This is a genomic window from Pseudomonas sp. DNDY-54 (assembly GCF_019880365.1).
GTDB classification, from domain to species: Bacteria; Pseudomonadota; Gammaproteobacteria; order Pseudomonadales; family Pseudomonadaceae; genus Stutzerimonas; species Stutzerimonas stutzeri_P.
The window spans coordinates 2,448,263-2,465,216 of sequence record NZ_CP082271.1 but is presented as its reverse complement, the minus strand read 5'-3'; the positions used below and the strand labels follow the sequence as shown (position 1 = coordinate 2,465,216).

The window sequence follows — 16,954 nt, the reverse complement described above, 5'->3', positions numbered from 1 at the left end:
GGGGTCGTCAGGGTGGTAGTTCGCGTTTTTTGTGAACGTGATCGGTTTAACGGCAGCAGGCTGCGCGGCTTGAGTGAATCAGGATTGCATCAACGGTTCGATTCGAAAAAACGCCTGAGCACAGCGCGTCGTGCTCTGTGCAAGCGCCTCTTCGTTTATCTCGCGGTGTTTCGCGACTTCGCGCAGGACTTCTGGAAGGAAAGCCGGCTCGTTTTGGCCTCCTTTTGGCTTGGGTCGCAGCGTGCGCGGCAGTAGATAGGGCGCATCGCTTTCGAGCATCAATCGTGACGCGGGGATCTCCCGAACGAGCGATTGGAGGTGCGTGCCGCGTCGCTCATCGCAGATCCAGCCAGTGATGCCGATATGCAGGTCGAGGTCCAGGTAAGCATAAAGGGCACGCTTTTCCCCGGTGAAACAGTGCACGACCGCAGCGCTGAGCCGGTCACGGAACGGCTTCAGTATCTCCACCATGCGCTGGTCAGCGTCGCGTTCATGAAGAAACACAGGAAGCCCCGTTTCCACTGCCAACTGCAAATGCTCTTCAAGCACGCGTTCTTGCTGGGCGCGCGGAGACAGGTCCCGGTTGAAATCCAGTCCGCATTCGCCGACTGCGCGAACCTCGGGCTCGGCAAGCAAGCCCTTGAGCTGAGCCGCTGTCTCGGACGTCCATTGGCGCGCGTCATGCGGGTGAATGCCCGCGGTGCAAAACAGTCGTTTTCCGGTTTCATCCAGCTCGCGGCAGAGGGCGAGCGCAGCTTCGCTTTCATTGAGGCTGGTGCCGGTCAGTAACAGTTGAGCAACGCCTGCTGCGTAGGCGCGATCCAATACCGCGCGTGGGTCGCGCGCAAATGTTGGGTGGGTCAGGTTCACGCCAATGTCGATTAGCTGCATGGAGGTCTCGCTTATGAAATCAAAATATAACGTTAATAATCAGCGATATGGCGTTGTTATCTAATGTAAGTCTGGAAGACTCGCTGGCGGTTAAATATTGGCTGTGAGAATCTTCGCCACCCTGCAGCCGCGTGACCGCGCTGCATTTTGTCTCATTCGAGCCGATACCCGTAAATGATCCGACTAATCTCCTTGCTGCTGAGTGTGCTGATGTTTGCCGCCTGGCCAGCCGCTGCGCGGGTGATGGGACCTCAAGCGTGGCAGTCAGGGGATGCCGTCCGTGATCTGGCAGAGGTGCGCCGAAGTGGTGTCCTGAGAGTGTTGGTCAATCAGAGCCGCAACAGTTCGGGGGAAGTGAAAGGCGAAGCCATCGGTGTGGAGTCCGTTCGCTTGCGGGCATTTGAGCAGTTCCTTAATCGCGGCTCCAAAGGCCCTCCGATCACGCTGAAGCTGATTCCAAAAGCGAAGGACCAGTTGCTTGGTGCGTTGCAGAGAGGCGAGGGCGATCTGGTTGCGCCTGGAGAGCTATTGCCACAGGGCGCGACGCGCCAGATAAGTCGCAGCCGCGCGGTGGTCCCTCAGGTCGCGATGGTGCTGGTAAGCCGCCAGGGTGGCGTGCGTTATAAAAACTACCAGCAACTATCCGGTCGCAGCGTGGCGTTATCTGCAGGTAGCGCGGCGGGCTCCGCCTTGGAAGAAATCAATCGAGGGCTGATGCAGGCTGGACGCGCGCCGATTGCGGTCGAATGGGTCGACCCGACGTTGGCCGTGGAAGACGTGCTGGAGATGGTGCAAGCCGGTGTTTACCCAGCGACTGTGGTCGAGCGAACCATTGCGGAACGTTGGGCAAAGGTGTTGCCCAAACTACGTATCGAGCCGCAGCTAACCTTGGGCGATTCCGCGGACATGCATTGGTTTACCCGAAAGGACGCCAGCATGCTGCGTGCGAGCGTCGATCGTTTTCTGCAGAACTACAGCGCGCCGGATGACCAGGATGCAGCGTTTGTCCGCGTCTACCGTAGGCTTTACCGCGTGCAATATCCGCTGGATCGCATCGGGCGGCAGCGCCTGGAGAAAGTGAGACCGACCCTGCAGCGACATGCACAGCAGCAGGATATCGACTGGCTCAACCTCGCAGCGCTGGCGTTCAAGGAGTCGACGCTCAACCCGGCGGCTCGGGGGGCGTCCGGTGCCACCGGTCTCATGCAAGTGACGCCAGCCACTGCTCGCAGCATGGGCGTGAGCGACATCGGGCGGTTGGATAACAATGTTCTTGCCAGTGCGAAGTACCTGACGAGCATCCGCCGCACGTTTTTCGCCAGCCCTAGGCTGAATGAGCGCGAACGCATGGCGTTTGTATTAGCCGCTTATAACCTCGGGCCGCAGCGCGTTCAGAGCCTTCGTGCAGAGGCGCGCCGTCGGGGCCTCAATCCGGATCAGTGGTTCTTCCAAGTAGAGCGCGTCGCGATGTCGACCATGGGAATGGGCGTGGTCAGCTACGTCAATGCCGTAAACAAGTATTACCTGGCGTACACCCGCGAACGTTACCTGCTCGAAGGTGGTCCGCAGAGTGCCGCCAATTGAACGCCTAACGCTTTGTGGCCGCGAGTAACTGCTCGGCGGCATCCAGGCGTTGCCGTTCACTTTCGTCAAAGCGTTCGGCGCTCAGCCGCGCAATCGCGGCGCGTTTGTCCGCCTCGCCTAGACCACGACTTGCCTCAATGCGAGTCTTCTCCTCTCGATAGGCCATGACGCGCGCTTCCCATTCCTGGCGTCTGGCATCGAGGTTTTCCAAGCGGGCGGCGGCTGCGTTGCCTACCAACTGCTGACGTAATTGCTTCAGGTCTGAAAGGCTGCCGCCGCTGGCCTGCAGTGCTTTCGTCTGCTCGCGCAGTTCGATTTGCAGCTGGGCTGCCAGCGAATCCTGCAGCTCCGGTGGCAGGTTGTTGCGCAATCTGTCCAGCGCCGCTCCCTTCTCTGAAGCGTTGAGCGATGAGTTATGACGTATCACCAGTCGATCCAGCGTGAAGCGGTCAGCTGCTTCATCCAGGCCGAAGAAGGCTCGACGGGTCATGTCATCGAACAGACCGGCACGCAGCTCCTGAACGGCCGCTAAGCGGGCGCGCATCGCATCGAGGTCCGGTTGACGCGTATGGTCCTGTTCGAGCACCAGGAGCTGGCGTTTGTAATCCAGGTACTGGCTCAATAATCGAATGGCATGGCCCTCAGCAGGCTGGGGAAGTTGCGTTTCGATGTAGCGGTGCAGCCGAGCGATACTCGTCTCCAGAGACTCCTCGCCGATGGAGGCGAGAAAATAATCGAAGAGGTGGCGAACACCTGCGTCGATCACAAGGTTTCCAGCCGCATCTGCATGTAGGCGACCGTCTACCTGGGTGCCCGTGAAGGAGGCCGGCAGGTGGCTAAGATTGCCGTTGCGCGGAGGTCGCTTGACTGTGGTCACTTTTTGCAGGTCTGCATGGACGGGACCCGTATGTGCTTGGGGCTCGGTTGCGTGCGTCGCCGCTGGTGTGGGGTCGGACAGGCCACGCCAGTACAGGGCAATGCTAACGGTGGCGCTCAGCAGGAAGAGGGCGGCGATCAGTTTCATTGGGGTGCCTTATGGTCAGAAAGCGGGGCCTGCTGGCCCCGCCTGAATCTCAGAGGCCCGCGTTTTTGAGCCGGTTGGCGTGCTGGCGGTAAACAGTTACGGGATCCGTTTCGAACAGGCTGGTCAGACCAAGCACCTGATTGACCTCGTCCAGGTGATTCATCCGGTAGTTGTCACGGATGACCATCCCCAGGTGCGAACTGCAACGCCCGACCAACCCGTCATTGGCCTCGTCAAATGCAAGCGAGCCGGCCCCCATCATGGCATCGCTCACGTCCAGCGGGTTGGTGAGAGGGCTGGTGCCGCTCCATGAGTAGTAGCGAACGCCGTTGACCTTGTACGCGCCCTCGCCGCATGCGCTGGTGGGGACGCCCTGTGGATATTTCGCGTTGAATCGCGCCGCGCCTTCACTGTTGAGTGATTCAAGCGAACCGAGAGAGTTCTGCGGCTCGGTGCTCGGACTCCCCGACAGGAAATGGATCAACGCGCCCATCCCATTGACGAGGCCAGAAACGATGGCCTCCCCACCGGAGCCCTCCGGTATCTTACGGATGAGATCGGCCACGTCAGAGCCCTTATGGGGCGCGCCGACACTGGTGACAGACGCGATCAGATCGGGACGAACGGCAGCGACATAGCGCACGGTTGGCCCACCATGGCTATGGCCGATCAGGTTGACCTTCGGCTTTCCGCTGATTGCCACAATCTCCTCGACCTGCTGCAACAGCTCTTCGCCGCGCAACTCTGAGGTGTTGAGCTGGCTTACCTCCGTCACATAGACCTGAGCGCCATCCCGTCTCAGTGCCTGCGGAATGCCGTACCAGTAATCGATGCCAAGCATGCTGTCGAAGCCAAGCATGCCGTGCGCCAGCACGATGGGGTAACGCGTCTGGGTATAGCCATTGGAGCTGAATAATCCGGCCTGTACCTGGCTAGAAAACACCAGGGCAGCACCGACGCAAAGGGCCAGCATTGTTTTGTTGTTATTCATGTATGCACTCGTTCAAAGGGTGAACAGGACGTTGGCAGTCCATCGCCATTCACCGCGCGCTGCGCGTACAACGGCTTCAATCAGCGCAGCATTCGTGCCAAGCCCCGTACAGCGGATAAGCGGATGCTCTAGCCCGCCGTATCGCCTGCGGCTTTGCGCTCTACATGAGCGGCTGCTGGGTAAGCCCTTGTTACCGGACGGAACAGGGTGGTGGGAAGGAAAGTGCTAGCCCCGCGTGATCCGCAACGTTAGCAACCTGATCGGCGACGATGGTGACTTATTGGTCACTAAGCAACCGCTGGGTCAATGTACTCAATCGCCACGATGTACCACAGCTTTGCCCCAGTGGGCGTTTGAACCTGAACTTCCGCATCCAGCGGTTTGCCGACCAATGCTCTGGCCAGCGGCGAGTCGATACTGATCAGGCCTTGGCGAAGGTCAAGTTCGTCGGGCCCAACGATGCGATAGCGAGCTTGATCACCGTCTTCGTCTTCGACCGTCACCCATGCGCCAAAGTACACCTTGCCCGGATCGGTCGGTTTGTCGCTGACGACCTTGAGCTTCTCCAGCCGCTTGGTGAGAAATCGGACACGGCTATCAATCTCTCGCAGCATTTTCTTACCGTAGGTGTACTCGGCGTTTTCAGAACGATCGCCTTGCGCGGCGGCTTCGCTGACCGACTGGGTGACCTGCGGGCGCCTGACATGCCACAACTCGTGTAGCTCCGCGCGCAGCCGTGCCTCACCTTCCGGTGTTATCAGGGGTGTACCAGCGGGGCGGGGCGGGCGATAACGGCTCATGAATCATCCGAGGTGGCTGAAGGGTGCCTATTCTAAAGTTACTTGTCTTGATCTGGCTTCAGTTCTCGCGGAGTACATTGAGCGGGCTGGCATTGAGCGCTCGGCGCGTACCGATTACCCCCGCGGCTCCAACCAGCAGCGCGCCGATCAGCGGCAGCAGGAGCAGCCAAGGGTGCGGTTGCCAGCGTAAGTCGAAGACAAAGTGATAGAGCAGCGCGCTGACCAGTTCGCAGCCTAGCGCGGCGAGCAGGCCGCTGGCCGCGCCGAGCACACCGAATTCTGCCCGCCTGGCCTTGAGTAACAAATTGCGCTCAGCGCCCAATGCCCGCAACAGAGCGCCTTGGCGGATGCGCTCGTCCAGTGTCGCCTGGAGACCAGCAAACAATACGGTCAGACCAGCGGCCAGCACGAACATCAGCACGTACTCGACCGCTAGCGAGACCTGCGCCAGGATGCTACGCAGCTGGCTGAGCAAGGCCTCGACCTGCAGTATCGTTGCGGATGGGAAGTCTCGCGCCAGTTGCACCAGTTCGCGATCCTTGCCGTCGGGCAGGTGGAAGCTGGTCATGTAGGTAGTCGGCACGTCTTGTAGGGTTTCAGGCTCGAAGATCATGTAGAAGTTCGGCTGGAAACTGTCCCAGTTCACCTCACGCAGACTGGTCACGCTGACATCGCGGGTCAGCCCGCCGACCGTGAAGCTAAGTTGGTCGCCCAGTTTGACCTGAAGGCTCTCGGCCAACTCGGCTTCCACCGATACGCCCGGTAATTCGCTTGGCGCGTCGTCCCACCACTGGCCAGCGGTGAGGCGATTGTCGGAAGGGATATCCTGCGCCCAGGTCAGGCTCAGGTCACGGCGTATCGCCCGCTCGCCTTGACTATCCTTGCTGACCGCCTGACGTACCGGCTCCCCATTGATGGCGACCAGCCGTCCCGGTACGACGGGGTACAGCGGCGCGGCATGATCCGACAATGCCTCGATACGCTGCGCAAAAGCGTCCCGATCAGCGGGTAACACGTTGAGCACGAAATGGTTAGGTGCATCGTCCGGGAGCTGGTTCTGCCAGGTATCCAGCAACTCGCCGCGCAGCAGCGCAATCAGGGCCATCGCCAGTAATATCAGGCCGAAGGCCAGCGACTGACCTGCGGCCGCAAGCGGGTGACGAAGCAGCTGGCCAAGACCCAAGCGCCATGTCAGCGAAGCGCCCGATAGCGCGCGGCGCAAGCCCCGCAGTGCCAGCAACAAGAGCCCGCCGAGGACCAGGGTCGCGATCAGGCCTCCACCCAGCAGCGCAAGCGTGATTTTCAAGTCCAGGCTAAGGCGCCACATGATCAGGCCAAGGGCGGCCACCGCGGTGCCGTATACCAGCCAGGTGCTTGGCGGGACCGGTAGGATATCTCGGCGTAGTACCCGTAGTGGCGGTACGCGCCCCAATGCAGCCAATGGCGGCAACGCAAAGCCGGCCAGCGCCACGAGCCCGGTTGCGATGCCTGCCAATGCAGGCCAGAGGGTGGCCGGCGGGACCTCGCTCACAACCAACTCGCGCAGCAGGAAGAACAGCCCGTGTTGTGCTGCCCAGCCCAACAGTGCGCCCACCACGCTCGCTGCTATGCCCAGGCAGCCGAGCTGCAACGTGTAAAGCAGCAGTGCCTCGCGTCGTGACAGTCCCAGGCAGCGCAGCAGAGCGCTGGCATCGAAGCGGCGTGCGGCGAAACGCGCGGCTGAAAGCGCCACCGCAACGCCCGCGAGAAGCACTGCGGCCAGGCTGGCAAGGTTGAGGTAGCGTTCGGCGCGCCCAAGCGCACCGCCAATCTGGCGATTGCCGTCCTTGGCGGTTTCGATGCGCTGATGCGGTTGCAGGTTGGGTTTGATGGCTTCTTCATAAGCCTGCAGTTGCGCCGGTTCCCCACGCCAAAGTTCTCGATAGCGCACACGACTGCCAGGCTGCACCACGCCGGTGGCGTCCAGATCATCGAGATGCATCAGTACCCGTGGCGTCAGGCTGTAGAAATCGCCCACCCGATCGGGCTCGTAGGTCAATACGCGGGTCAACTGCAGCCGCTTGTTACCCACTTCGATGTGATCGCCGACTTGAAGATCGAGCGCGGCGAAGAGGCGGGCTTCGGCCCAGGCTTCGCCAGGTTTTGGTCCCGGTCCGGCGTGTTCTGGCTGGTACGGGGCGGGAGCGCTACGCAACTCACCACGCAGCGGGTAATGGTCGTCGGCTGCCTTGACACTCGTTAGTTGCAGATTTTCGTCCGTGGCGACGACGCTGGAAAATTCAACAACCCGGGCATGATCAAGCTGTAATCGGGCGCCTGCCGCGATCTGTTCGGACTCGGCGGGTGCGCTGCCACGCAACACAAGATCGGCTCCGAGAAATTCGGTGGCCCGCAGCAACATGGCATCGTTTAGACGTGCACCGAAATAGCCGATGGCTGTACTGGCCGCTACGGCAATCAACAGTGCACCAAACAGAACGCGGAGCTCGCCGCCGCGCGCATCGCGCAGCAGCTGGCGCAGCGCCAGGCTAGCCAGACGGGGGAAGGGCACGCGCTTCATCGGGTCTGCTCATCTAGAAGTTGGCGACCGCCTTCCAGGCGAAGCAGGTGTTGGCAGCGCTGGGCCAGCCGCTCGTCATGCGTGACCAGTACCAGGGTCGTGCCGCGTTCACGGTTAAGTTCAAACAGCAGTTCCGTGATGTTTGCACCGGTATGGCTATCGAGATTGCCGGTGGGTTCATCGGCGAAGAGCACTGAAGGTTCGGCGGCGAACGCACGTGCGACCGCGACACGCTGTTGTTCGCCGCCCGAGAGCTGTCGTGGATAGTGATGCAAGCGAGCACCCAGACCAACGCGTCCAAGCAGTTCGGTGGCTTTCGCCTGCGCATCACGACGGCCATGCAGCTCGAGCGGCAGCATGACGTTTTCCAGCGCATTGAGACTGTCGAGTAGCTGGAATGACTGGAAGACGAAGCCTACGTGTTCCGCCCTGACCCTGGCGCGCTGGTCTTCATCCAATGCGCCGAGCAGATGACCGGCTAGGTGCACCTCGCCCGCGCTCGGCAGGTCTAGGCCGGCCAGCAGGCCGAGCAGGGTCGACTTGCCAGAACCAGAGGTGCCGATGATGGCCAGGCTCTCGCCCTTGTTCAATTCCAGCGATACATCGTCGAGAATCGCCAGCTCGCCTTCCGCGCTGGGTACCGCTTTGCTAAGGTTCCGGGCGTACAGAATGCTGGCGGTCATGGAGATTCCGATGCGAAAGTGGCTAAGAAGTGGGGTCCTGGTACTGCTTTGCTGGACTCAGGGAGCCGCGGCGGGGACGTTGCTGGTCGTTGGGGATAGTATCAGCGCCGCTTTCGGCCTGGAAACCAGCCAGGGGTGGGTACACCTGCTCCAGCAACGCCTTGATACAGAAGGGATCGATCATCAGGTCGTGAATGCCTCGATCAGTGGCGACACGAGCGCCGGTGGGCTTGCCAGGTTGCCTATGCTTTTGGAGGAGCATGCGCCCGAGGTGGTCATTCTCGAACTCGGTGGCAATGATGGTTTGCGCGGCCAGTCGCCGGCGCAGCTCAAAGACAATCTTGAGGCGATGATTGAGCAATCCCGCGAGGCGGGCGCTGAGGTGGTGTTGCTTGGCATGCGGCTGCCGCCGAACCTGGGGCAGCGCTACACGACGGCGTTTGCTCAGGTATTCGATACCCTTGCCGAGGATAACAAGCTGCCGTACGTACCGTTCTTTCTGGAGGGTGTTGGCGGGGTCGAGGGTATGATGCAGCCCGATCGCATCCATCCCACCGCCGGTGCGCAGCAAAGGCTGCTCGACAACGTCTGGCCCGTGCTCGAACCCTTGCTTTGAGCAGTGCCCACCGCTACTGTCGCGCCCCTCGATTGGAGCCTCCGATGCCGCGCCCAGCCTGGACCCTATTTGCCTATCGCCTTATCGTGCCGGACGAGCAGTTCGACCTGTTCGCCTGCCGCGAAAATCGTCTGCATCTGGCGCTACGGCAACTGGAGCTCAATAGCCGAGGCGACCGCACCCTCTGTGGCGGATTTTTGCCTGCCCAACCGCGCTGGCAGGACCTTGAACGTACCGCGCTCAAGGATCGCCGGCTCTGTCCGGCGTGTCGCGACGCGCTTAGCGCGCAACGCAAAGGCCTTCCGTCTGCCGTCAACGCCTGGTAGCTCGGCGGGCGCAGTTGCTTCGCGTACAATCGCTCAACTTGATCCTCTATTTCCAAGGAAACCTTGAATGCTCTCGCGTGCGTCTGCAGTCGCCTCCTGTGCGTCATTCGCTGCTTTGATATTGGCTGGTCAGGCCGCGGCGCTGGAACTACCGCTACCCCCGGAAGACGAGGACGTGGTTGGGCAGATCCAGGTAATCAAGGCCAAGTACGAGGACACATTCGCAGCGCTAGGCGAGACGCATGATCTGGGTTATCTGGAGCTGGTTGCAGCCAACCCTGGCGTGGATCCCTGGCTGCCCGGCGAAGGCACGGACATCATCCTGCCGACACGCTACATTCTGCCGCCGGGACCACGCGAGGGCGTCGTGATCAACTTGGCTGAGTATCGCCTGTACTATTTCCCTGAGGGTAAGGATGTTGTGCATACCTTTCCGCTTGGAATCGGGCGTGAGGGGTGGGGGTCACCGGTGGGCAACACCCGGATCACGGCCATGACCAACAATCCGGCTTGGTACCCACCGCAATCGATTCGAGATGAGCACGCCGCCGAGGGTGATCCGCTCCCGAAGGTCGTGCCGCCAGGACCGGATAACCCGCTTGGCCCTTACAAAATGACCCTGGCATTGCCCGGTTATCTCATCCATGGCTCGAACAAGAAGTTTGGTATTGGCATGCGTGTGAGTCACGGGTGTTTCCGGATGCTCAATCACAACGTGCTGGAATTGTCGGGGCTGGTCAAAGTCGGCACCCCGGTACGGATTATCGATGAGCCTTATAAGTTTGGTGTCAGCGAAGGCAAGATCTACCTGGAGGCGCATACGCCGCTGCAGGACGAAGACAAGCACATGACGCTGATGGACAAGCATGCCGTTGTGATCAATACATTGCTCAAGCGTGACGAGGCGGCGGGTGTCTTACAGTTGGACTGGGAAATGATCCGGGAGATCATCGCCGGGGAAGATGGCTTGCCGATTCAGATCGCTGAGCAAGGGCAGGCGCTGGCCAGTCAGGAAGAGCACATCTTTTAACACCTGCCCGATACATGGCAGCTATTAAGCACCCACAAAAAAGCCGACCTGTAGGTCGGCTTTTTTTATCGCCTGAAGCTTACTTGCGGCTGGCGCGTTCCAGCATACGCAGTGCACGCTCGTTGGCTTCGTCAGCAGTTTGCTGAGCCTTCTGAGCAGCCTGCAGAGCCTCATCGGCCTTGCTGTACGCTTCGTCAGCGCGAGCCTGGGCGCGGGCAGCGGAATCTTCGGTCGCGGTCAGGCGAGCTTCGCTTTCCTTGGTCATGCTGTTGCTGCAACCAGTAGCCAGAACTGCGGCGAAAGCCAGAGCAGAAAATTTCAGAACGTTGTTCATCGTGTTCCCCTTAAGGATGAAATCCATGGCAACTTCCGTTATGGAAAGTTGGCGCGCACATACTACCGATTAGTTGCGCTAAGTAAACTGAGGCGAGCAGCTGCTACCACATTTTTCTGCACGCTCATTCTCTTCATGGCGCCCGCTGGACAGGTTGATTAAAAAACAATCAGGGCCAGCCGTTGCACTCGCTACATGGACCAACGCCAACGTCGAAAAGTTGCACTTCGGACGTTTACGAAGGCGATGCAGTAGCAGGCGCACCTGCAGTCCGGCTGGCCAACTTTTAAGCAATTGAAGCGGAGTCTTACATAGCGGTAGCATGCACTGTCCACTAACAAGAAAAATGGGGAATGTGCGGGCTCCGCATGAACCCTCCAAGTCGAAGGGGCAGGGCAAGCCTGCTGAGGAGGCGAGATGACCGACAAGCTAACCATTCACCATGATCGAACGGGGCATCAGTTCGAAACTACCGTGGACGGCTATCGCGCCTATCTGGCTTATGTGGATCTAGGTAAACAGACCTTGGATTTTTACCGGACCTTTGTTCCGGATGCACTGCGCGGTCGGGGTGTGGCGGCTGTGTTGGCTCAGCATGCATTGGACTACGCCGAGCGTGAAGGCTACACCGTGATTCCATCATGTTCCTATGTCGAGCGGTATATCGAGCGACAAGGCAAGACCACGGGCGGTATCGACAGCGAATAAAAAAGAAACGCCGCGAGCGGCGTTTCTTTTTCAGTTCGCGATCAACCGCGAGCGCGCCTGGGTAGTACGTCCTTCAGCTTGCCATGCATGTTGAGAATAGCTTTTTCCGTCGCATCCCAATCGATACAGGCATCGGTGATGGACACACCATATTTCAGGTCCGCGAGATCCTTGGGAATCGGTTGGCTGCCCCACCCCAAGTGGCTTTCCACCATCAAGCCGACGATAGAGTTGTTGCCCTCCAGTATCTGATTCGCCACGTTGTCCATCACCAACGGCTGCAGCGCTGGGTCCTTATTGGAGTTCGCGTGGCTGCAGTCGACCATGATGTTCGGGGAGATGCCGGCTTTGTTCAGTTCCTGTTCGCATACCGCCACGCTGACCGAGTCGTAGTTGGGCTTGCCGTTGCCGCCGCGCAGTACGACATGGCCATACGCATTGCCCTTGGTGGTGACGATCGAGACGCCACCCGATTGGTTGATACCGAGGAAACGGTGCGGGCTGGAAACCGATTGCAGTGCGTTGATGGCTACGGTGAGGCTGCCGTCGGTACCATTTTTGAATCCGACGGCGGACGACAGACCCGATGCCATCTCCCGATGTGTTTGGGATTCAGTCGTGCGCGCGCCAATGGCCGACCAGCTGATCAAATCCTGTAGATATTGCGGCGAGATAGGGTCCAGTGCCTCGGTGGCTGTCGGCAGGCCCATCTCGGCCAGATCCAGCAGAAGCTGCCGGCCAATATGCAGTCCGTCCTGGATCTTGAATGAGTCGTCCATGAACGGGTCGTTGATCAGACCCTTCCAGCCTACGGTTGTACGGGGCTTCTCGAAATACACGCGCATGACGAGATACAGGCTGTCCGAAACCTGTTCGGCCAGGACCTTCAGACGCTCGGCATATTCATGAGCAGCCTTCAGATCGTGAATCGAGCAGGGGCCTATCACCACAAACAAGCGATGGTCCTTGCCGTCGAGAATGTTGCGTACTACCTGGCGTCCTTCTGAGACGGTTTTCAGTGCGGTAGGCGTCAGCGGTATCTCGCGCTTCAGCTGTTCCGGCGTGATAAGTGTCTCGTTGGAAGCAACGTTAAGGTCATCGATCGGTAAATCAGCCATCGTGTTCTCGTCAGGGTCACGGATGCCGTCCGCCAGCCATCCCGGTGCGGCGGAGCAGGGCTTGAGGGCGCAGCGGGAAAGCGGAACCTTATCGTGTATTGCGTGGCCTCCACAATGACCATAAAGCCGGATGCCGGCATCGCGCGGCACAACACAGGTAACGTCCACGATCCAAGGGGGCGTGGTGGCTGGGCGCCGCCTTGGGACGCTGCTAATGTGGCGCTTCGAGCGCGCCCTCACGCGGCGTTTACTGATCTGAAGCTGGAGTTCTTGCATGACCGCACCTAACCCTCGTATCGGAGTCATTGGCAGTGGCGCTATCGGCGGCTTTTATGGGCTGATGCTCGCGCGGGCCGGCTACGATGTGCATTTTCTTCTTCGCAGCGAGTACGAGGCGGTCAAGCGCAATGGGCTGCAAGTCAACAGTGCAGTGCACGGCCCACTGCATCTCAATGAGGTGCAGGCTTATCACAGTGCCGCGGACATGCCGAAGTGTGATTGGTTGCTGGTAGGTGCCAAGAGCACGAGCAACTCGGACCTGGCCCCGCTGATCGCCGAGGCGGCGGGAGATAACGCCAAAGTCGTGGTGTTGCAGAACGGCTTGGGCATTGAGGAGGACCTGCGACAGGTACTCCCAGACACCCTTCATTTGCTTGGTGGGCTCTGTTTCATCTGCGCGCACCGTTCGGCGCTGGGTGTGGTCGAGCATCAGGCGCTGGGAGGCGTCAACCTTGGCTATCACTCGGGCTCGGCAGAGACGTCGGAACAGCAGCAAGCGCTGGTTGAGGAGGGCGTTGCGATGTTTCGCGCGGCGGGCGTCGACTCAAGCGCGGCTGCCAATCTCGCCCAGGCACGTTGGCAAAAGCTGGTGTGGAATATGCCGTACAACGGGCTATCCGTCTTGCTGGACGCCGGTACAGCGCCGCTGATGGCGAATCCGGACAGCCGTGCTCTGGTCCGGTCGATCATGCTCGAGGCCTGCGGTGCGGCTGCCGCTTGTGGCCACCCGCTACCCGAGGCGCTGGTGGACCGCATGATGATGTCTACGGATCACATGCCCAACTACCTTCCGAGTATGTACCACGATTACAAGCAGGGCCGCCCAATGGAGCTTGCCGCGATCTATGCTGCTCCGCTGGCAGCGGCCGCGGATGTAGGCTTTGAGATGCCCAGGGCCGAGGCGCTTTATCAGGCGCTGCGCTTCATCTCCGCGCGGGAGAGATGATTGGCCTGTTCCTCCCGTCGCCTGGTGTTCGGCTAGTAGAGGTTTTCTTGCCGGCTGCTAAGCTCAACCGAGGCCGACCGGCAGTGCCTGAGTGCTCGGGGGCGGTAAGCAGGATGCGATCGAACTAGCAGACCGGCGGCCGGATCGCGGATAAGGTCGCTGTACTACTTTTATCTCCGTCTTGCTCTCGCTGGCGAACCGATGCGGGCAGACCATAGGGAAATGACCTAGAATTCCGCTGATTCGGCGCTAAAAGTTATAAAAAAAATGGTGGCGCCGCTGCGCCATTGGCCTTTGAGGGAACTCTATGAAGCTTCAGCAACTGCGTTACATTTGGGAAGTGGCGCACCATGACCTCAATGTTTCAGCCACGGCGCAGAGCCTGTTTACCTCCCAGCCGGGCATCAGCAAACAGATTCGGTTGCTTGAAGATGAACTGGGTGTGGAAGTTTTCGCACGCAGCGGGAAACACCTGACCAGGGTCACCCCTGCTGGTGAGCGAATCATCACCACCGCGGGCGAAATCCTTCGCAAGTGCGAAAGCATCAAACAGATCGCCCAAGAGTTCTCGAACGAAAAGCGCGGCACCCTGAGTATCGCAACGACCCATACGCAGGCGCGTTATGCCCTGCCGCAGGTCATCAGCGCGTTTATCAAGCAATACCCGGACGTTTCCCTGCATATGCATCAAGGCACCCCGATGCAGATCGCGGAAATGGCGGCGGACGGGACCGTCGATTTCGCGATAGCAACCGAGGGGCTGGAGCTGTTCGGTGATCTGGTGATGATGCCGTGCTATCGGTGGAACCGCTGCGTGGTCGTGCCACAAGGGCATCCGCTGACACGGCTCGACAAGCTCACGCTCGAGGATCTGGCGGAGCATCCGATCGTGACCTACGTGTTTGGCTTTACCGGGCGCTCCAAGCTCGATGAGGCGTTCAGCCATCGCGGCCTATCGCCGAAAGTGGTCTTCACAGCGGCAGATGCCGACGTCATCAAGACTTACGTTCGGCTGGGGCTGGGCGTTGGGATCATCGCGCGGATGGCGGTCGATGCGACGCTCGATCCTGACTTGGTCGTACTCGACGCCAGTGAGCTGTTCGAACCCAGTGTGACCAAGATCGGTTTTCGTCGTGGCACGTTCCTACGCGGCTTCATGTGCGACTTCATCGAAACCTTTGCGCCTCACCTTGATCGCGACATGCTTGAAAAGGCGGTTCAATGCCGCAACAAGGTCGAGCTGGATGAACTGTTTGCCCATGTCGAACTGCCTACTTTCTAACGTGCTGTCCGGTTGACCGTTCATCCTGCGGATCGGACGAGCTCGCTTGGCAAACGCAATTGGAACGATGCCAAGGTTTCCGTTGCGCATATGGGATGAGCGCTTTGCTCATCGCGTTTCCCAGCGAGAGGGTTTAGGCCGAAGCGATAGGGCGAATACAGCAGTACCCGCCTGTTTTGGATGAGTTGCAGCTGACTCGATAGAGCCAGCTTGTAGATGTCGCCAGAAAAGCAGAGCTGTTGTTCAAGCCCTCGCGATGAGGTTGCCGGCGTGCAGACCGCATTCCTTTTGCGTCGACTCCTCCCACCACCAACGTCCCTCACGCTCGTGCTGGCTCGGTAATACCGGGCGTGTGCATGGTTCACAACCGATACTGATGAAACCGCGTTCATGCAGGCTGTTGTATGGCACTTCGAGCATGCGGATATAGCCCCAGACTTCTTCGCTGGTCATCTGCGCGAGCGGATTGAATTTGTAGAGGGTGTGTTCGGGCGTCGAGAAGGCAGTGTCGATTTCCAGTACCGATACCTGGCTGCGTGTGCCTGGACTTTGATCCCGCCGCTGGCCTGTGGCCCATGCCCGGACACCGGCCAATTTTCGTCTAAGCGGCTCAATCTTGCGGATGCCGCAGCATTCACCATGGCCGTCGCGGTAGAAGCTGAACAACCCTTTTTCGTTGACCAGCGGCTGCAGCAGGGCAGGGTCCGGCGTCATGATCTCGATCGAGAGGCCGTAGTGCTCACGAACGTTTTCGATAAAACGGTAAGTCTCGCTGTGAAGACGACCTGTATCGAGGCTGAACACCTTGACGTTCTTGTTCAGCTTCCACGCCATATCAACCAGCACGACATCTTCCGCGCCGCTGAACGAGATCCACAGGTCGTCACCGAACAGATCGAAGGCGAGCTTGAGAATGTCTTGCGGAGATTTGCCGGCATAGGCGGCTGCCAGCTCGGCGACATCAATTGTTTGGCTCATCAGGCGGCTTCCTTGGTTGGCGCTGGGCGCGCTCTGCTGGCAGCGGATGTTAGCAAAGAGGCGTTATGACGCTAAATAACGTTTAGGGTAGTCAGTCCTAACGAGAACGAATAAGGCGTCGCGTTGCGTCGCTTCCCCCGTGCCGTTAGAGTGCCGCTTCAATTTTTCTGCTTTGAGGAGTGGCCCGTGGAAATAGCCTGTCTCGACCTGGAAGGTGTGTTGGTTCCGGAAATATGGATCGCCTTTGCCGAGGCCACCGGAATCGAATCGCTCCGGGCGACCACGCGGGACATTCCTGACTACGATGTGCTGATGAAGCAGCGCCTGCGTATTCTCGATGAGCACGGGCTGAAGCTGTCGGATATTCAGGCGGTCATCGCTACCCTGAAGCCACTGGACGGTGCCGTCGAGTTCGTCGACTGGCTGCGCGAGCGTTTCCAGGTGGTGATCCTGTCGGATACGTTCTATGAGTTTTCGCAACCGCTGATGCGTCAGCTGGGCTTTCCGACGCTGCTTTGCCACAAGCTGATCGTCGACGAGAACGATCGTGTGGTCGACTACCAGCTGCGCCAGAAAGACCCCAAGCGCCAGTCTGTCATCGCGCTGAAGAGCCTGTACTACCGCGTGATCGCGGCCGGCGATTCCTACAACGACACCACCATGCTCAGCGAAGCCCACGCTGGCATCCTCTTTCATGCACCGGATAACGTTATCGCGGAATTCCCGCAGTTCCCAGCCGTGCATACCTTCGAGGAGCTCAAGCAGGAATTTCTCAAGGCGTCCAATCGCAAACTGTCGCTGTAA

Annotated in this window: 17 protein-coding genes; 8 read left to right on the top strand and 9 right to left on the bottom strand. The window is 59.6% G+C overall.

What is annotated here, in order from left to right; translation table 11 throughout:
* Nucleotides 1–78: 78 nt before the first annotated feature.
* Nucleotides 79–891 (bottom strand): TatD family hydrolase, encoded by an 813-nt coding sequence (locus K4O48_RS11400; RefSeq protein WP_222908336.1) that lies wholly within the window; start codon nt 889–891, stop codon nt 79–81.
* A gap of 174 nt (nt 892–1,065) precedes the next feature.
* On the opposite strand from K4O48_RS11400, the gene K4O48_RS11395 reads away from it, so the two are divergent.
* Nucleotides 1,066–2,475: a transglycosylase SLT domain-containing protein gene (locus K4O48_RS11395; RefSeq protein ID WP_222908335.1), complete on the top strand. Its 1,410-nt coding sequence runs from the start codon at nt 1,066–1,068 to the stop codon at nt 2,473–2,475.
* 4 nt (nt 2,476–2,479) lie between these two features.
* On the opposite strand, the gene K4O48_RS11390 is transcribed toward K4O48_RS11395, so the two are convergent.
* The 5 genes from K4O48_RS11390 to K4O48_RS11370 all read right to left on the bottom strand — a co-directional run bounded on the left by K4O48_RS11390 (nt 2,480) and on the right by K4O48_RS11370 (nt 8,533).
* The gene (locus K4O48_RS11390) at nt 2,480–3,499 is read right to left on the bottom strand and encodes a lipase secretion chaperone (protein ID WP_222908334.1); all 1,020 of its coding nucleotides are present in this window, start codon (nt 3,497–3,499) and stop codon (nt 2,480–2,482) included.
* A gap of 49 nt (nt 3,500–3,548) precedes the next feature.
* Entirely contained in the window at nt 3,549–4,490 is a 942-nt protein-coding gene (locus K4O48_RS11385; RefSeq protein ID WP_222908333.1) for a triacylglycerol lipase, read from the bottom strand.
* 287 nt (nt 4,491–4,777) lie between these two features.
* A complete protein-coding gene (gene greB / locus K4O48_RS11380; protein WP_222908332.1) occupies nt 4,778–5,290 on the bottom strand; it encodes a transcription elongation factor GreB in 513 nt (170 codons plus the stop codon).
* Nucleotides 5,291–5,348: 58 nt separating this feature from the next.
* On the bottom strand, nt 5,349–7,850 hold the full coding sequence (locus K4O48_RS11375; RefSeq protein ID WP_222908331.1) for an ABC transporter permease: 2,502 nt from the start codon (nt 7,848–7,850) through the stop codon (nt 5,349–5,351).
* Complete coding sequence (locus K4O48_RS11370) at nt 7,847–8,533, bottom strand: ABC transporter ATP-binding protein (RefSeq protein ID WP_222908330.1); 687 nt, start codon at nt 8,531–8,533, stop codon at nt 7,847–7,849. Before K4O48_RS11370 ends, K4O48_RS11375 begins: the two co-directional genes overlap by 4 nt.
* 10 nt (nt 8,534–8,543) lie before the next feature.
* Between K4O48_RS11370 and K4O48_RS11365 the strand changes: the two genes are divergently transcribed.
* The 3 genes from K4O48_RS11365 (at nt 8,544) to K4O48_RS11355 (ending at nt 10,505) form a co-directional block, all read left to right on the top strand.
* Nucleotides 8,544–9,149 (top strand): arylesterase, encoded by a 606-nt coding sequence (locus K4O48_RS11365; protein WP_222908329.1) that lies wholly within the window; start codon nt 8,544–8,546, stop codon nt 9,147–9,149.
* A gap of 44 nt (nt 9,150–9,193) precedes the next feature.
* Complete coding sequence (locus tag K4O48_RS11360) at nt 9,194–9,475, top strand: hypothetical protein (RefSeq protein ID WP_222908328.1); 282 nt, start codon at nt 9,194–9,196, stop codon at nt 9,473–9,475.
* 67 nt (nt 9,476–9,542) lie between these two features.
* Nucleotides 9,543–10,505, top strand: a complete 963-nt coding sequence (locus K4O48_RS11355; RefSeq protein WP_222908327.1) for a L,D-transpeptidase family protein — start codon at nt 9,543–9,545, stop codon at nt 10,503–10,505.
* 79 nt (nt 10,506–10,584) lie between these two features.
* On the opposite strand, the gene K4O48_RS11350 is transcribed toward K4O48_RS11355, so the two are convergent.
* Nucleotides 10,585–10,839, bottom strand: a complete 255-nt coding sequence (locus K4O48_RS11350) for an Lpp/OprI family alanine-zipper lipoprotein (protein ID WP_168424042.1) — start codon at nt 10,837–10,839, stop codon at nt 10,585–10,587.
* Between the two features lie 417 nt (nt 10,840–11,256).
* Between K4O48_RS11350 and K4O48_RS11345 the strand changes: the two genes are divergently transcribed.
* Entirely contained in the window at nt 11,257–11,547 is a 291-nt protein-coding gene (locus K4O48_RS11345; protein ID WP_222908326.1) for a GNAT family N-acetyltransferase, read from the top strand.
* A gap of 41 nt (nt 11,548–11,588) precedes the next feature.
* Here K4O48_RS11345 and K4O48_RS11340 read toward each other — a convergent pair whose 3' ends face one another.
* A complete protein-coding gene (locus K4O48_RS11340) occupies nt 11,589–12,665 on the bottom strand; it encodes a 3-deoxy-7-phosphoheptulonate synthase (RefSeq protein ID WP_222908325.1) in 1,077 nt (358 codons plus the stop codon).
* A 274-nt stretch (nt 12,666–12,939) separates the two neighbouring features.
* Here K4O48_RS11340 and K4O48_RS11335 point away from each other — a divergent pair, with 274 nt between their 5' ends.
* Both K4O48_RS11335 and cysB read left to right on the top strand, forming a co-directional pair.
* Nucleotides 12,940–13,890, top strand: coding sequence for a putative 2-dehydropantoate 2-reductase (locus K4O48_RS11335; protein ID WP_222908324.1), 951 nt, complete (start codon nt 12,940–12,942; stop codon nt 13,888–13,890).
* A gap of 307 nt (nt 13,891–14,197) precedes the next feature.
* Nucleotides 14,198–15,172, top strand: a complete 975-nt coding sequence (gene cysB, locus K4O48_RS11330) for an HTH-type transcriptional regulator CysB (protein ID WP_222908323.1) — start codon at nt 14,198–14,200, stop codon at nt 15,170–15,172.
* A 243-nt stretch (nt 15,173–15,415) separates the two neighbouring features.
* On the opposite strand, the gene K4O48_RS11325 is transcribed toward cysB, so the two are convergent.
* Nucleotides 15,416–16,150, bottom strand: a complete 735-nt coding sequence (locus tag K4O48_RS11325; RefSeq protein WP_222908322.1) for a phosphoadenylyl-sulfate reductase — start codon at nt 16,148–16,150, stop codon at nt 15,416–15,418.
* A 186-nt stretch (nt 16,151–16,336) separates the two neighbouring features.
* Between K4O48_RS11325 and thrH the strand changes: the two genes are divergently transcribed.
* Nucleotides 16,337–16,954, top strand: a complete 618-nt coding sequence (thrH, locus tag K4O48_RS11320; RefSeq protein WP_222908321.1) for a bifunctional phosphoserine phosphatase/homoserine phosphotransferase ThrH — start codon at nt 16,337–16,339, stop codon at nt 16,952–16,954.